At 29.4% G+C, this 16,754-nt stretch carries 14 protein-coding genes; 11 read left to right on the forward strand and 3 right to left on the reverse strand.

What is annotated here, in order from left to right; all coding sequences use genetic code 11:
• Positions 1–9: 9 nt before the first annotated feature.
• Together L3B98_RS10940 and L3B98_RS10945 are read left to right on the forward strand one after the other, a co-directional pair.
• A complete protein-coding gene (locus tag L3B98_RS10940; protein WP_015395534.1) occupies positions 10–504 on the forward strand; it encodes a chemotaxis protein CheW in 495 nt (164 codons plus the stop codon).
• Between the two features lie 18 nt (positions 505–522).
• The gene (locus tag L3B98_RS10945) at positions 523–2,073 is read left to right on the forward strand and encodes a methyl-accepting chemotaxis protein (RefSeq protein ID WP_015395532.1); all 1,551 of its coding nucleotides are present in this window, start codon (positions 523–525) and stop codon (positions 2,071–2,073) included.
• Here the strand turns inward: L3B98_RS10945 and L3B98_RS10950 are convergent.
• The 3 genes from L3B98_RS10950 to L3B98_RS10960 all read right to left on the reverse strand — a co-directional run bounded on the left by L3B98_RS10950 (position 2,057) and on the right by L3B98_RS10960 (position 4,966).
• Positions 2,057–2,428, reverse strand: a complete 372-nt coding sequence (locus L3B98_RS10950; RefSeq protein ID WP_077366494.1) for an Hpt domain-containing protein — start codon at positions 2,426–2,428, stop codon at positions 2,057–2,059. The genes L3B98_RS10945 and L3B98_RS10950 overlap by 17 nt on opposite strands.
• An 85-nt stretch (positions 2,429–2,513) precedes the next feature.
• Positions 2,514–4,553, reverse strand: a complete 2,040-nt coding sequence (locus L3B98_RS10955; RefSeq protein ID WP_238916630.1) for an ATP-binding protein — start codon at positions 4,551–4,553, stop codon at positions 2,514–2,516.
• Positions 4,554–4,582: 29 nt separating this feature from the next.
• A complete protein-coding gene (locus tag L3B98_RS10960) occupies positions 4,583–4,966 on the reverse strand; it encodes a response regulator (RefSeq protein WP_077366492.1) in 384 nt (127 codons plus the stop codon).
• A gap of 391 nt (positions 4,967–5,357) precedes the next feature.
• Between L3B98_RS10960 and L3B98_RS10965 the strand changes: the two genes are divergently transcribed.
• The 9 genes from L3B98_RS10965 to L3B98_RS11005 all read left to right on the forward strand — a co-directional run bounded on the left by L3B98_RS10965 (position 5,358) and on the right by L3B98_RS11005 (position 16,743).
• Entirely contained in the window at positions 5,358–7,355 is a 1,998-nt protein-coding gene (locus L3B98_RS10965) for a methyl-accepting chemotaxis protein (protein ID WP_077366490.1), read from the forward strand.
• Positions 7,356–7,496: 141 nt separating this feature from the next.
• A complete protein-coding gene (locus L3B98_RS10970) occupies positions 7,497–7,841 on the forward strand; it encodes a phenylpyruvate tautomerase MIF-related protein (protein ID WP_077366489.1) in 345 nt (114 codons plus the stop codon).
• A 29-nt stretch (positions 7,842–7,870) separates the two neighbouring features.
• Positions 7,871–8,650 (forward strand): nitrilase-related carbon-nitrogen hydrolase, encoded by a 780-nt coding sequence (locus L3B98_RS10975; protein WP_077366488.1) that lies wholly within the window; start codon positions 7,871–7,873, stop codon positions 8,648–8,650.
• A 77-nt stretch (positions 8,651–8,727) separates the two neighbouring features.
• A complete protein-coding gene (locus L3B98_RS10980; RefSeq protein WP_238916631.1) occupies positions 8,728–9,756 on the forward strand; it encodes a CPBP family intramembrane glutamic endopeptidase in 1,029 nt (342 codons plus the stop codon).
• Between the two features lie 17 nt (positions 9,757–9,773).
• Positions 9,774–10,964, forward strand: a complete 1,191-nt coding sequence (locus L3B98_RS10985) for an amidohydrolase (RefSeq protein ID WP_077366486.1) — start codon at positions 9,774–9,776, stop codon at positions 10,962–10,964.
• Positions 10,965–11,122: 158 nt separating this feature from the next.
• Positions 11,123–12,904: an HD domain-containing phosphohydrolase gene (locus L3B98_RS10990; protein WP_238916632.1), complete on the forward strand. Its 1,782-nt coding sequence runs from the start codon at positions 11,123–11,125 to the stop codon at positions 12,902–12,904.
• A gap of 511 nt (positions 12,905–13,415) precedes the next feature.
• Positions 13,416–13,682, forward strand: a complete 267-nt coding sequence (locus tag L3B98_RS10995; protein WP_015395523.1) for a metal-sensing transcriptional repressor — start codon at positions 13,416–13,418, stop codon at positions 13,680–13,682.
• Between the two features lie 220 nt (positions 13,683–13,902).
• Positions 13,903–16,338 carry a heavy metal translocating P-type ATPase gene (locus tag L3B98_RS11000; RefSeq protein WP_238916633.1) on the forward strand — a complete coding sequence of 812 codons (2,436 nt, stop codon included), beginning with the start codon at positions 13,903–13,905 and terminating at the stop codon, positions 16,336–16,338.
• A 198-nt stretch (positions 16,339–16,536) separates the two neighbouring features.
• On the forward strand, positions 16,537–16,743 hold the full coding sequence (locus L3B98_RS11005; protein WP_015395521.1) for a heavy-metal-associated domain-containing protein: 207 nt from the start codon (positions 16,537–16,539) through the stop codon (positions 16,741–16,743).
• The last annotated feature ends 11 nt before the right edge of the window (positions 16,744–16,754 follow it).

Genomic DNA, 16,754 nt, shown 5'->3' on the forward strand with positions numbered 1-16,754 from the left:
AGTGTTTGGATGAATAAAAATATAGTTAATGATACATTGAATTTAGAAGAAGATACTCAAAAGGAAAAGTACCTTATATTTGTACTTGATAATGAATCATATGGTATTAGTATAAATAATATTATAGAAATAATAGGAATACAGCCAATAACTTTAGTTCCAGAGCTTCCTGATTATATTAAAGGAATAATAAATTTAAGAGGGAAGATAATTCCTGTAATGGATGTTAGGTTAAGATTTAAGAAAGAATTCAGGGAATACAATGATAGGACATGTATAATAGTTATCGATATAGAAGGATTAGGAATAGGCCTTATTGTCGATCGTGTATCAGAGGTATTAGTAATTCAGGAACAAGATATAGTACCACCACCAAATTTGAATAAGATTACTAATAGATTTATTAGAGGGATAGGAAAAACGGGTAAAGAAGTAAAGTTAATCTTGGATTGCGATAAATTAATAAATGATGAGGATAATACTATATTGACTAGCGTTGAATAAACTGAGAGGTGGATAAGAATGAATTGGTTTAATAATATGAAGGTAAAGGTAAAAATTATTTTTGGGTTTCTTATAGTCACTTTGATTGCTGCCTTTATTGGGATTCAAGGAATTGCTAATATTAATAAAATCAGTGACCTTGACACTAAATTATATGAAAAAATGACAGCACCATTAGGAGATACCATTGATCTTTCAAATTCTTTTAATGATATGAGAGGCTATATACGAGATGTTTTGCTAACAGATGATATTTCAGAAATACAACAATTTGATAGTAAAATAAAGGATGCAAGCAGTAAATTTGATTCTGCACTTGATAAATTAACTTCAACAACTCTTACAACTCAAGGACAGCAATATATGAAAGATTTAAAAACATATAAAGCTAATTATATAGATATAATAAACAATATAATTAAATTCAAAAATAATGGTAAAGATAGTGAGGCCCTTAATTTACTTTATAGTCAAGGTAAACCAGCATTAGAAAAGTTACAAACAACTCTTGATAGTTATATTGACTTAAAATTGCAAATTGCAAAAGAAACTTCTGATGGTAATACTAAAACTGCAGCACAAACAACAGTTTTAACTATAATAATTTTGGTTATTGGCGTTGTGATAGCTATGTTAATAGGAATGTTAATTTCTTCATCAATAAGCAAGCCGGTTAATAAAATAATAAAAATTGCAAATAAAGTAGCAGATGGAGATTTTGAAGTAAATATAAATATAAGTGGAAGAGATGAAATTGGATTATTAGCAGATGCTTTTAGAAAAATGACTGATAAGTTAAGTGATGCTATGTTTAATATTAATTCTGCAGCGGAGCAGGTATCAGCTGGTTCGAATCAAGTATCAGATTCAAGTGTTGCTCTTTCACAAGGTGCAATGGAACAAGCAAGTTCTGTGGAAGAATTAACGGCATCCATTGAAGAAATAACTTCTCAGACTACAATGAATGCAGAAAATGCTTCTAATGCAAATGAGATAGCAATGAGTGCTAAAGTAAATGCAGAAGAAGGCTACGAAAAGATGAAAGAAATGCAGAAAGCTATGGCAGAAATAAATAATGCATCTTCAAATATATATAAGATTATAAAAGTAATAGATGAAATTGCATTTCAAACTAATATTCTTGCATTAAACGCAGCAGTTGAAGCAGCTAGAGCAGGGCAACATGGAAAAGGTTTCGCTGTAGTGGCTGAAGAAGTAAGGAATTTAGCTGCAAGATCAGCAAATGCAGCCAAAGAGACTACAGAAATGATTGAAGGCTGCATTGGCAAGGCGGAAATGGGAACAAGTATTGCAGATGAGACTGCTGAGTCATTAAATAAAATAGTGGAAGATACTATACAGGTTGCTGATTTTATAAATCAAATATCAGTAGCCACAAATGAACAGGCACAAGGAATTGCTCAAATTAATCAAGGTATTATGCAGGTATCTAATGTAGTACAAACTAATTCTGCAACTGCAGAAGAAAGTGCATCTGCTAGTGAAGAATTAGCATCTCAAGCTGAAATGTTAAAAGAACAGGTAAATAGGTTTAAATTAAAAGTTTAATTTTTAATGCTTGTTCAAAAAAGAATCGTATTTCATTTTGGGCATCAATGCAAATAGCAAACAAGTTAGTTAAATCTTTTTTTAGAGTAGAATAGTCATTAGAACTTAGAAGATCATTAATCCTAGTAGTTTCATTATAAATATCATTTATTCTGTAATTACCAGAAACACCTTTAATGTTATGAATTATCTTTTGTATTTTTGTATAATCTTGTCCATCTACAAGAGTTTTTAATTCCAGTAGAGCTAAATTTAGTTCATTAATTAATTCATAATAAAGTTCGGAAATTTCTTTTATGCTAAGACCTAAATCAGTAGAAAAACCGATTATGTCATATTTACAATTGAAATTCATAATTCGTAAGTCTCCTTTGCATATTTATTTCTAATGATTAATTGTCAATGTTCAATTGTGAAAAATTGAACATTGACGGATGTCATTAAGTCTTTGTTTTATTTAAAATAGTTGATATTTTTTCAAGAAAAATTGAAATGTTAATAGGTTTAGTTATATAGTCTGAAAAACCAATAGAAAGACCAGCTTGAATATCTTTTGGCATTGCATGAGCACTAATTGCAACAACAGGTATATTTTTAGTTTCTTCATGTAGCCTTAATATTTTGAAAACTTCATAACCATCTATTCCAGGGAGGTTGATATCTAGCAATATGAGATCTGGTTTATGAGATATAGCTAAATCAATACACAATTCCCCAGAAGTTGCAGAAACCATTTTTAAATTATTTATTTGACATAAGATACGTTTAACAAGTCTTAAATTTGCAGGATTATCTTCTGCATATAATACAGTATAATTTTTATTATTAAAATTTGTTTTTTTACTATCAATTGATAAAGTATTTTTTGGAATTTCTATACTACTAGCTTCAATAAGAGAAAACTCTACCCAGAAATGACTGCCAATACCTTTTTCACTAGTTACATGTATTTCACCATTCATTAATTCTACAAGTTGTTTTGCTACAGTCAGACCTATACCAGTACCTTCAATTGAATTATTAATAGTATTTAAACGATGAAAAGGCTTGAAAATCAAATTGATTTCAGATTCAGATAATCCTATACCAGTATCAATTACGTGGAACCTAAATTTATTATCTATTTTATCATGATAAAAAGTTACTTCTCCACTTGGTTTGTTATATTTAATTGCATTGGTCAATAAATTAAGTAATATTTGCTTTAAGCGCATGTGATCTGCATAAACAAATTCTTCTGAATTTTTAGTTTGTGAGAAATTTATTTTTATACCATTTTTATCAGCAAAAGGACGTATTAAGGTTAGAGTTTCTTCAAGTATTGATTTAATAGAAACTGTCTCCATAGAAATACTTAATTTACCAGATTCAATTTTTGCTAAATCTAGAACTTCATTTATTAATTCAAGTAAGTGATTTCCAGCTTTAATTATTTCCTTAACACTTTGATTTTGAGAATTTGTTAAGGGTGATTCAGGATCTAACTCTAAAATTTGAGAAAAACCTAGTATTGCATTAAGTGGAGTTCTGAGTTCATGGCTCATGCTTGATAAAAATTCGGATTTTGCTTTGCTGGCTTTTTCTGCTTCTTCTTTTGCAATGATAATAGATTCAGAAAGCTTTTTCTGTTCGGTTATGTCACGAGCAGAAACAACAACCCTATTTTCACTATTCAATCTTGGAGAAATAGACGCCTCAAACCACTTTATATTAGAATTTGATTCTACACAAAAATCCATATTAAGTGTATGTTTTGTTTGGAGGACATACGAAATTTTTTCTTTAGCTATTTTAGTAGTTTCATTGTCTAAAATAAAAGAAATAGAGGTCAATTTATTGTGCATATATTGTTTGTATAAGTCATAGTGAGATCTGGACCAAAAGTTTGTTATATCACCAGCAGAATTTACTTCCATGATTATGTCGTTAATTGAATTTACTAAAGCTTTTAAATCAGTTTCCTTTTTCCTAAGTTCATATTGGGTAAGTAATAAATTTTTATTTGTTTCGCCTAAATGTTGACCCATTCTAGTTAAATTAATTGATAAATCATTTAGTTCTTCAATATCAAATTCAGGTGCTTTAGGACTATAGTATCCATTCCCGATTTGGTCCATAAGTTCTTTGATTTTCAAGAAAGAATTAGAGATTAAATAACTTGTCTTTTTAGCACTTTTTGTAATGAAGGACAAGAATAATAAGCAAGTCAAAATTGATTGTATGATAATAGAAGCAAAGCCTAATTTAATTAAAGTGTGGTTTAAAGCATTAACAGTAGAATAAATATCTTCTTTTGGCGTAGCTACTAGTAGCTTCCAATCCATATCTGATATTGTTGTCCAACATAAAACTATTGAAATAAAATATACACATATGGAAATAACTTGTACAATTATTAATGGTATGAAGGCATTGCGAATATAAGACTGCCAAGTTAGTTTGTGCAAAGAAATATGATCTTTAGTTTTTAAATTATCCATAGAAGCACCTCATAAATTGTCTTTAGCAGTTAAGCAAATTGTAATACATTATCTATTTTCAAAATAATATCGCTATAATTAAATGGCTTGGTGATAAAATCCATAGCACCTTTAGTTAGAGCTTCTTCGTAATACTCTTTATCATTTTCAGCAGAAATCATTATTATAGGTAGTATACAGTAATTTTGTGATGAATATAATTGATCCATAACTTCTAGACCATCCATAAATGGCATTCTAAAATCTAATAATACTAAGTCTGGTTGGAAAGTTGAAAATAATTCCAAAGTAAGTCTAGCATCTGTCGAAGATTTGATGTTTTTGTAACCAGATATAGTCAACATTTTTTCTAACAACAAAATATTTGCAAGATTATCATCTACAATTAAAATTTTACTTGTTAATTTATTCATATAAACACCCCTCCCATAATGAAACCTCAATACCTAGATACCATTTTTACCAAAATTTATACCCATATATTAATAATATAACATATTTCAATAAAATTTTTAACTTAACATTGAAATTTTTTTATACAATTTAATTATTTTATAGATAGGCTTTCAAAATATGACATAACTATGTTAAGTTAGATGAGATATATTAGAATTGTAAATTAATTATTGGTATTTATATTCAAAAAACTTCATTGCATATTAAAAAGAAACAGTTCAAGAAGTTATTAGCAAATATATATGAAAACAGATGTAAGTTTAAAGAGGAAATTGTAAATTAATATCGAATAAAAGTCTATAGGAATAGCGATTTTAAACACAAGTTAAAGTGCTGGGAGGTATAGATATGAAATTAAATTCGTTAAAATTTAAATTACTTATATTTATTTTTGCAATTATAATTTTATTAGCAGGTTCTGTTTTAACTATTAATGCAATAAAGTTTGATTCTTATTCAAGTAGTAATAATAAAAATGAAGTGCTAAGAGCAAATTATTTGCTAAGTGATAAGATAAATGAATTAAAAAATGAATCTATGAATATAGGAACTCAACTATCATTTAATTCAACAGTTATAAAGCTAGTTGAAGAAAAAAATAGTGATGAACTCTTGAATGAATTAAAAATTATTTTAAAAAATTCAAATGTTGAATTTGTTACAGTTACAGATGAGAAAGGTAATGTGATTGTTAGAACTCATGAACCCGATAAAAAGGGGGATAGTGTTATAAATCAGGCAAACGTTAAAAATGCTATCCTAGGAAAAGCAAATTCACAAGTTGAAGGTGGAACTCAAGTAAAACTTGCAGCAAGATCAGGAATTCCAGTAAAAGATGAAAAGGGCAATATAATTGGCGTTATATCTGTAGGATATAGATTAGATTCTGATAATGTGGTAGATTACATAAAGGAAAAATATGATTGTGATGCAACTATTTTTCTTGATGATATTAGAATTTCAACTACTTTAATAAAGGATGGAAATAGAGCTGTTGGTACGAAGTTAGATGAGAAAATTTCAAAAGTAGTTTTTGATAATAATTCTTATTCAGGCGAGGCTGATATACTTGGGAGTAAGTATGATACAATGTACACTCCTATTCTTGGAGATAATAATAAGGTAATTGGTATATTATTTACGGGGAGAAGCAAAGTGGAAGGTCAAATGGTTTTAAGGAGTTTTATTACAAGTACTATTGTATCATCATTAATAATATTATTATTGTTTGGGATAGTGGTATATTTATATATTAGTAATACTATTTCTAAACCATTATTAAGAGCAGTAGGGCATTTTGGATTGTTGGCAGAAGGTAATTTTACTATTGAACTTTCGGAAAAAAGTTTAAAGCGTAAAGATGAAATAGGAGATTTAGCTAAAGGAATAGAAAGGATGCGAAAAGAGTTAACTATTTTAATAAAAAAAATAATGGAGAACTCTCAAGATATGAGTGCTTCTAGTGAAGAATTATTTGCAACCATGGAAGAATTTACTGCAATGGAGCATAATATTGATAATGGCATTAAAAATATCAATTTTGGGATTCAAGAAACTAGTGCTGCGTCAGAAGAAATCTGTGCTTCAATAGAAGAAGTGGATTCAAGTATAAATGTATTAACCAACAAAGCAGTTGAAGGCAGTAATAATGCGAATGTAACAAAAATTAGAATAGAAGAAATGCAGGATAAATCTTTGGAATCCCTTAAAGAAATAGAAACATTATTCAGTGAAAAAGAAGAAAAAATCATGAAAGCCATAAAAGAAGGTGAAGTAGTAGAAAATATAAGAGTTATGGCAGATACCATTGCAGATATATCAGAGCAGACAAATTTACTAGCACTAAATGCAGCTATAGAAGCTGCAAGGGCTGGAGAACAAGGTAAAGGATTCTCTGTAGTTGCTGAAGAAGTGAGGCAACTTGCAGAACAATCTTCAGAAGCTGTAGAATCAATAAAAAATACAATTTTACAAGTTCAAACTGCATTTAATAATCTTTCAAATAATAGTAATGAAGTATTGCTATTTATAAAAGAACGACTAAATCCTAAGTTTGAAGAAATGATACAAGTTGGTAAGGAAAATTATATGGATGTGGAATTTGTAAGCAAAATGTCATATGAGATAGCAGAAATGTCAAAAGAGATTTTAGCTACAATGGATCAAGTAAGCAGAGCAGTTGAAAGCATGGCTAATACAGCACAAAAGTCTTCACAAGAAACTGATGGAATAATGAATAATATAACTGAAACATCTAAAGCCATAGATGAAATAACATTAACAGCTCAAAGTCAATCACAGCTTTCTCAAGATCTAAATGAAATGATACAAAAATTTAAAATCTAAGTGTATTGAAATGTAAATTAATATGGGAATATAATTAAATAAAATACTAAGTATAATTGAGAATATTAGGTTAGCAGTAAAAATAATGTTAGTTTGTTATTTTCATTTATAAATTTATTTATTGGAAGGAGATTGTACACAATGCCATTTATAGGATCAAAAGTTAGTGTTAAAATTTCAAAGGAAAAAGAGGAAATAATTAAAACAAAGTTAGGAAAAGCAATTGAATTAATTCCTGGAAAGAGTGAAACCTTTTTAATGGTTGGCTTTGAAGATGGATATTCATTATATTTTGCAGGAGAAAAATTAGAAAAAGGTGCATTTATTGAAGTTAAAATATTTGGAAAAGCGAGCAAAGATGCTTATGCAAATTTAACAGCTGAAATTTGCAAAATATATGAAGAAGAATTAGAAATACCTCAAAATAAAATATATGTGAAATATGAAGAAGTAAGTGATTGGGGTTGGAACGGAAAAAACTTTTAATCTGTCAGTGATTATGAGGGGGAGAAGAATTGATTATAGGAATTGCTCAAATAGATATAGCTTGGGAGAAGGTTAATCAAAATATTATCAAGATTGAAGAGTATATTAAAAAGGCAGCAAAAGATAATGTGGAGTTAATATTATTTCCAGAAATGGCTTTGACAGGGTTTACTATGAACATTAATAATCTCACATTGTCAGAAGAAAAAATCATTAAGTGGGCTAAGAAATTAGCCCAAAATTATAATATAAATATAGGGCTTGGTTTTGCAATAAAAGTTGATGAAAAAGGTAAAAATATATATACAATTGTTTCAAATAAAGGAGAGATTTTAGCTAAATATTCTAAAATACATCCTTTTTCCTATGGAGGAGAAAAGGAAAAGTTTGACTCCGGAGATGAAATAAATATTTGTAGGATAAATGAATTTAATTTAAGTCCATTTATTTGTTATGATTTACGATTCCCAGAAATTTTTCAAATAGCATCTAAAGAAGCACAGATAATAACTGTGGCTGCAAGCTGGCCAGATGCTAGGGAAGAGCATTGGATAACATTATTAAAAGCAAGGGCAATTGAAAACCAGTGCTATATTATAGGAATAAATAGAATTGGTTTTGGTGGTGGATTACACTATAATGGAGCATCAATTTTTGTTGATCCAAATGGAAAAATATTAAATGATATTAATGATAAAGAAGGCTTAATAATAAAAGAATTAAAAATGGAAAAGGTTATGGAACTAAAAAGCATATTTAATATAAAATTTGATAGAAGAGAAAAATTATATGTGCACTTAAATAATTAATAAATTGTCAATTGTCAATGCTCAAGGATTAATTAAAATTGACAATTGATCATTGTTTTTGGAATGGCGGTAAAATGATGATAAATGATTTTGAACAGGAAATGGAAGTAAAAGAATTAGAGTTAAAAGCAGACATAAAGAAGACAGGTGGTAAATGTTCTAAGATACTATTAATTTTGGCAATATCAACATATGCTATAGGATATGGAATTATATTTATAGTTAAATTTATTAACTATATTTCTAAAAAATATTATCATAATAACTTTTCAATAACTTTTTCAAATGATGTACGAAGTTTACTTGTAGGATATCTTCCATGTGTATTAGGGGATATTCTGGCAATTATAGTTGCAATATTAATTACAAAAATAAAATTAAAAGAAGATTTATTTACTAAGAATAAAGCATCTAAAAGCTTTATATTGCTTGGAGCTGTTTCGTGTATAGGAACAGGAATGATTTCCAGCATAATTTATTCAATATATTATACTATTCTTAAAACTAAGGGTATAATTATCCCCCAACCAAATTTTAGTTTCCCAAATGAAAAACTATATCTAATATTGTTTTTGTTATATGTATGTTTGGTGGGACCTATTTTAGAGGAAATAATTTTTAGAGGATTCATTCTTAAAAGTATGAGGAAGTATGGTAATTTAACTGCCATTATTGTATCCTCAATTTTGTTTTCTATGTTCCATTTGAATTTAGTTCAATTTATTAATCCTATTTTAGTAGGAATACTATTAGCATTTATAGCAATAAAATCAGACTCTATTTTTCCATCGATAATAGCCCATATGTTTAATAACACCATAACATTCATATTATCAGCGATTACATTGCTAAAGATACCAGGATTGCAAATGGCATTTTCTTTTCTATATGTGATTATTGGAATTACTGCCTTAGCTTTATTTATTATTAAATATGGGAAAGACTTCATGAAAATAATAAAAGAGGATACAACTATACTTGAAATCCATGAAAAGATTAGGGCTTCTTTTAGTGGTGGATGGTCAATAGCTTATATAGTTTTTTATATTGTATTTATTATAGGTACTATGTTAGCAATAAATGTAATGAAAGTATTAAATAATTAGCATAAAGGGGTAGAGATATGGTCAATAAGATACTATCATCAATAATAGAAAACTTAAATGATGAACTTATTAATTTATTTCATAAGTTACATGAGAATCCTGAACTACCGAATCAAGAATTTGAAACAACAAAGTTAATAAAAAAATTACTAAAAAAAGCAGATATAGAGGTTCTTGATTTGCCATTAGAAACAGGTTTGGTAGCACAAATAAAAGGAAATCCTAATGGACCGATCATTGCAATAAGATGTGATATTGATGCATTGCCAATTCATGAAGAAACCTGTTTACCTTATAAATCTAAAATTAAGGGAAAAATGCATGCCTGTGGGCATGATTTTCATATAGCTGCAATTTTAGGAGCGGCATATTTAGTTAAAAGGCACCAAAAATCTTTAATAGGAACAGTCAAATTTATATTTCAGCCAGGAGAAGAAAGTGCTGATGGAGCAATAAAAATTATTGAAACTGGTGTATTGAATGATGTTGATGCAATTTTTGGAGTACATAATATATCAGATGAAGACGTTGGAGTCATGGGAATAAGAAGTGGTGCTATGACTGCATCTGTTGATAGGTTCGAAATTAAAATTACTGGAGTAGGCAGCCATGCTGCAAAGCCACAAAAAAGCATAGATCCTATTATAATTGCAAGCAACATAGTGACATCGCTTCAAACAATTATTAGTCGAAATGTAGGTCCAACTGAAAGTGCACTTTTAAGTATTACTCATATGGAAGCAGGAAATACTTGGAATGTAATTCCGGATTATGCATATCTTGAAGGTACAGTTAGGACTTTAGATGAGAATATACGTGAATTTATTTATGTAAGAATGAAGGAAATAATCACAGGGGGAGCTAAAATCCTAGGTGGAAATGGAGAACTTATATGGCATCCAAGTTCTCCTGCAACGAATAATTCAGAAGAATGGGTTGAGTATTGTACTAAACTTGGAAGAAGAATTGGATATGATGTCAAGCAAATTTCTATGGGATTAGAAGGAGAAGACTTTGGATATTATCAAAAGAAAATTCCAGGAGCGTTTATTATTGTTGGAACGGGAAAATCATATGCTCATCATCATCCAGAATATCAAGTGGATGAAACAGCTATTTTAAATTGCTCAAAATATTTTGCTAAGTTAGCAGAAGGTGTTTTAAAGGAAATAGTGGACAAGAACTATAAGCAAGAGGTACATAAATAATATATTAAAGTAGTAACAGTTAGCAATTAATTAGCCATAAAAGGCATTAATTGCTAGCTGTTAACTTTATTGTATAGTATATTTATGGTAAAATGTAAGTGATTTTTATGGAGAAAACATAGATTATAGAATATCAATTAAGAGAGGATTACTATAATATGGACTATAAGCTATTCAAGTTATTAGTTGATAATATGCCGTATGCGATATGGATAAAGGATCTAGATTTAAAATATGTATATGTTAATAATGAATATGCAAAGCTGTTTGAAAAAGAGAATATTGAATTTATTGGACTAAGTCATGAAGAAATCTTCGGTGAAACAGATGAGAAGGATAATGCTGATAAGTACAATCTTGTAATTAAGGATTTAAAGCCTCAAAATGGAGAATGTCGCATTAATAAAACCAAGATGATGTATAACTTATTTCCACTAATTGCTGAAGAAGATAAAGTGATGGCTATAGCTGGAGTTTATTGTAATCTAACTGCGGAGAATCAAAAGGATAAGATTATTGAACAGCAGGAAAATATATTGAAAGTTGTTATGGATACTTTACCAGGAATGGTTTTTTATAAAGATAAAGCAGGAAAATATATTTATACAAATAGAGAATTTGATAAATTTTATGGTAAAGATAAAATGAAAAAGTTAGCTGGAAAAACTAATAGTGAAGTACATGGAGATAAAGAATTAGCTGAAAAATATACAATAGAAGATAATGAAGTGTTACAGAAAAAGGAAAGCATAAATTATCAAACAGTTCTTGATTCTGGTGAAGAAAAAAATATTTATACAGAAGCAAGAAAGGTGCCTGTAATCGATAAATATGGAGAAGCAGTTGGCGTAGTTGGACTAATTTTGGATATTACAGAGAAAAAAGAAACAGAGGAAAAGTTAAAACATTTAAGTTTTACAGATGTTTTAACAGGCCTGTATAATAGAACATTTTTTGAAGAGAAAGTGAAAGAATTATCTTGTGAAAAATATCTGCCTATTGGAGTTATTATGGGAGATGCAAATGGATTAAAGTTAGTGAATGATACATTTGGCCATTATAAGGGAGATGAATTAATAAAGAAAATAGCTAATGTTCTCAGAGCTGTATGTACAGATGAACAATTTATTTTCAGAACAGGAGGAGATGAATTTGTGATTTTAATTCCAAATTCAACTGATTATGAATGTGAGGAGATTATTAGAAAAATATTTGACAAGTGTAAGGCCTATGAACACAATTTAATTGATATAAGTATATCTTTAGGTTCAGCAATAACAAATAGTTTAAATAAAAGTATATATGAGGCATTGAAAGAAGCAGATGATAAGGTATATAGACAGAAATTATTGAATAAAAATAGCCTTAATAGTGCTGTTATGAATTCTTTGCAAGTAAGTTTACAAACTAAAAATTTGGAAACAGAAGAACATACAGAGAGAGTCTTGAATTATTCTTTAATCATGGGAAAAAAATTGTCATTACCGATGTCAATTATAGATGAATTAAAAATAGTTGCTAAGCTTCATGATATAGGGAAAATAGGAATTAGTGAGCGAATATTACTCAAAACAGGCATTTTGACTGCTGATGAGTTTGAAATAGTTAAGACTCATACTGAAAAGGGATATAGAATTATAAAAGCAACTAATCAATTAGGTAATGTTGCACAAGGAGTACTATCTCATCACGAAAGATGGGATGGAAACGGATATCCGTTAAAGTTAAAGGGAGAGTCTATTCCATTAATATCTAGAATAGTCAGTATTGCAGATTCATATGATTCAATGACAAGTAATGATCTTTATAGAAAACCTTTGAGTAGAAATGAAGCTATTAATGAATTAAAAAGGTGTGCAGGAACTCAATTTGATCCAGATATAGTTCGAGTTTTTGTAGATTATTTAGAAAACACAAAGACTAGAAATAAATATAATTAGTAATTCAAGTAAAAACTTAGAGTTATTTAAAGATATCCAAAGCGAGAATTATACTTATGCAACAATTACCGAAATCAAATACATTTATCTTCCACAGGACTAGTGAAATTTTCGCTGGAAGGTTCTAAATGGCAGCTTGTCGTCATTTCAGCGTGTTCCAGATGTGAAATCTTGACAAGCTGTAAATGAAACAAGCTCCCATTAAGAACCATCATCAGCTCAATTTCACATGCCTGCTTCCAGAAAAATGTATCTAATTTCTAGTGTAGTGTTACGATTATAATTTCTCGATAATGCATACATATTCCATTTATAAGTTTGAGTACTAATTTGGATATCTATATTAAAAAATATATATAAAGCTGTTTTAAATAAATGTTGTTAATAGTAATTTTGACTTTAACACTTAATTTAAACTTTTTTATATGTATTTTTTTTATTTTATTGACAAAGGTATTAAGTGAAGTATAATAATATTATAAACACCCCCTAGGGGGGAGGAGGAAGTAAGATGAGTGAAGAAAGAAAAAAAGCATTACAATCATTAAAAACTGCAAAAGGTCAAATTGAAGGAATAATTAAGATGATTGAAGATGATAGATATTGTATAGATATAGCCAATCAACTAATGGCAGTTCAATCATTAATAAAAAAAGCTGATTTAACTATACTTCAGGGGCATTTGCGTCATTGTGTAAAAGAAGCTTGTATGAATAATAATCCAGATGAAAAAATAGAAGAACTTAGCAAAGTTCTAGAAAAATTACTTTCAAAATAAGGACGAAAGCAATTAAGGGTTTCTGTACTATTGATAATTATTAATAGAATTCCAATAATTGAGCATAGAAAATTGATAATTAAAAATTAAAATAAACAAAAAATATATAACAAGAATAATGATTGAGCACCTACAATTGAAAATTGATCAATGATCATTGAAAATTAGAATAGGTGGTTAATTTATAAATGAGTGTGTAATAAAGGAGGAGGGTGAAAGAATGAAAAAAAAGTTACTAAAGATAGAAGGAATGACATGTTCAGCATGTGCAAATAGAGTTGAGAGAGTTGTAAATAAATTAGAAGGAATAAGTAATGCAAATGTAAATTTTGCAACAGAAACATTAAATGTGGAATATGATGAAGGCATTTCAAATCAAAGTAACATTGAAGCTGCAATAGTAAAAGCGGGATATGGAGTTAAGAAAAACATTAAAACCTATAATTTCAAGGTTGAAGGAATGACATGCGCAGCTTGTTCAAATAGAGTAGAAAGAGTTACTAAAAAACTTAATGGAGTTGAAAACTCAGTAGTTAATCTTGCCACAGAAAAACTAACTATAACTTTCGATGAAGATGAAATAGGGTATGCTAATATTAAAGCAGCAGTAGACAAAGCAGGGTATAAATTGGTTAAAGAAGATGAAGAAATTCAAGAAAAGAAAAAACTAGAACCAAGTCAGTTGCTGCTTAGAAGATTTATTGCATCATTAATTTTTACATTACCTCTTTTAGTAATAACCATGGGAGAAATGTTGGGAATGCCTCTTCCAGAAGTACTTCATCCTATGATGCATCCCTTTAATTTTGCTATTATTCAGGTGATATTAACATTGCCAGTAATGATAGCTGGTTATAAATTCTATAAAGTTGGAATAAAGAATTTGGTTCAATTAAGCCCTAATATGGATTCATTAATTGCAATAAGTACTTTAGTAGCGTTTTTATATGGAATATTTGCGATTTATAAAATATTATCGGGTGAAACAGATTATGTTATGCATTTATATTTTGAATCAGCGGCAGTTATTTTGACTTTAATAACTTTAGGAAAGTATCTAGAAGCAGTTTCAAAAGGAAGGACTTCACAGGCAATTAAGGCATTAATGGGGTTAGCACCAAAAACTGCAACGGTAATAAGAAACAATAATGAAGTTATAATTCCTATAGAGGAAGTAGTAGCTGGAGATATCGTAATAGTAAAACCTGGGGAAAAGCTTCCTGTGGATGGTGAAATAATTGAGGGTAGCACATCTATAGATGAATCAATGCTTACAGGAGAAAGCATCCCTGTTGAAAAAATTATAGGTAGCAGTGTAATTGGGGCAAGTATTAATAAAACAGGATTTATAAAATACAAGGCAACAAAAGTAGGAAAAGATACAGCACTTTCTCAAATAGTAAAATTGGTTGAAGAGGCTCAAGGGTCAAAAGCACCAATAGCAAAACTTGCAGATGTTATATCAGCCTATTTTGTTCCAACAGTAATAATACTAGCAATAATAGCTGCAGTAGCATGGCTTATAGCAGGAGAAAGTAAAATATTCGCATTAACAATATTTATTGCAGTTCTTGTAATAGCATGCCCATGTGCATTAGGCCTTGCAACACCAACAGCAATAATGGTTGGAACAGGAAAAGGTGCAGAAAATGGTGTGTTGATAAAAGGTGGAGAAGCCTTAGAAACAACTCACTTAATAAAAACCATTGTATTTGATAAAACTGGGACTATAACAGAAGGAAAGCCAGTAGTAACAGATATAATAACAAATGGAATTTCAGAAGAAGAAGTACTGATTTTAGCTGCAAGCAGTGAAAAAGGGTCAGAGCATCCATTAGGTGAAGCAATAGTTAAAGAAGCAGAAAATAGAAATTTAGCTTTAAAAGAAATTCAAGAATTCAATGCAATTCCAGGTCATGGAATAGAAGTTAAGATAGATAATAAAAGTATTTTACTTGGAAATAAGAAATTAATGATAGAACAAAACATAAGTATCGAGGCTTTAGCAAAAGATAGTGATAGATTAGCAGATGAAGGGAAAACACCTATGTATGTGACCATTAATGGTTCATTAAAAGGAATAGTGGCAGTTGCAGATACTGTTAAAACAAACAGTAAAGCTGCAATAGAAGCCCTTCATAATATGGGTATAAAAGTAGCTATGATAACAGGTGATAATAAGAAAACAGCAGATGCAATAGCTAAACAAGTTGGAATTGATATTGTTTTGGCAGAAGTGTTACCAGAAGACAAAGCAAATGAAGTTAAAAAGCTTCAAATAGGTGAAAATAAAGTTGCTATGGTTGGTGATGGAATAAATGATGCGCCAGCACTTGCACAAGCGGATGTTGGAATTGCAATAGGTTCAGGGACTGATGTAGCAATAGAATCAGCTGATATAGTACTTATGAAAAGCGATTTAATGGATGTTATTACTGCAATTAAATTAAGTAAAGCCACCATTAGAAATATAAAACAAAATCTGTTTTGGGCATTTGGTTACAATGTATTAGGTATTCCAGTAGCAATGGGAATTCTCCATATATTTGGAGGACCACTATTAAATCCAATGATAGCAGCTGCAGCAATGAGTTTAAGTTCAGTATCGGTACTTACAAATGCACTAAGACTTAGACGTTTTACAGTTTACAGGTAACAATTCACAGTTCGAAGTTGAAGGTGGAAATTCCTAACGGAATTTCTGAATATATATTCAGAAAAGCCTCTGGCTTTTCTTCCTAAACTGTAAACTGAAATTATGTCCTAACTTTAAACTATGTGCCATCAGCAGGAATTGTGACCTAACTGTAAATTGTAAACTGTGCACTGTAAACTGAATAAAGGGGGTGATTAAATGAAGAAGAAAATACTAATCGAAGGAATGAGCTGTGGACATTGTGTAGCTCATGTTAAGGAAGCATTAGAAAATTTAGATAAGGTAACTTCTGTGGAAGTAAGCCTTGAAAATAAGTGTGCAATAGTAGAAACATCAAATAGTAATGAAGAAATAAAGGCAGCTATTGAAGAAGAAGGATATGATGTAGTTAGTATAGAAGAATAAATCATTGATTT

This window comes from Clostridium sp. YIM B02555 (assembly GCF_022320955.1).
GTDB lineage: Bacteria > Bacillota > Clostridia > Clostridiales > Clostridiaceae > Clostridium > Clostridium saccharoperbutylacetonicum.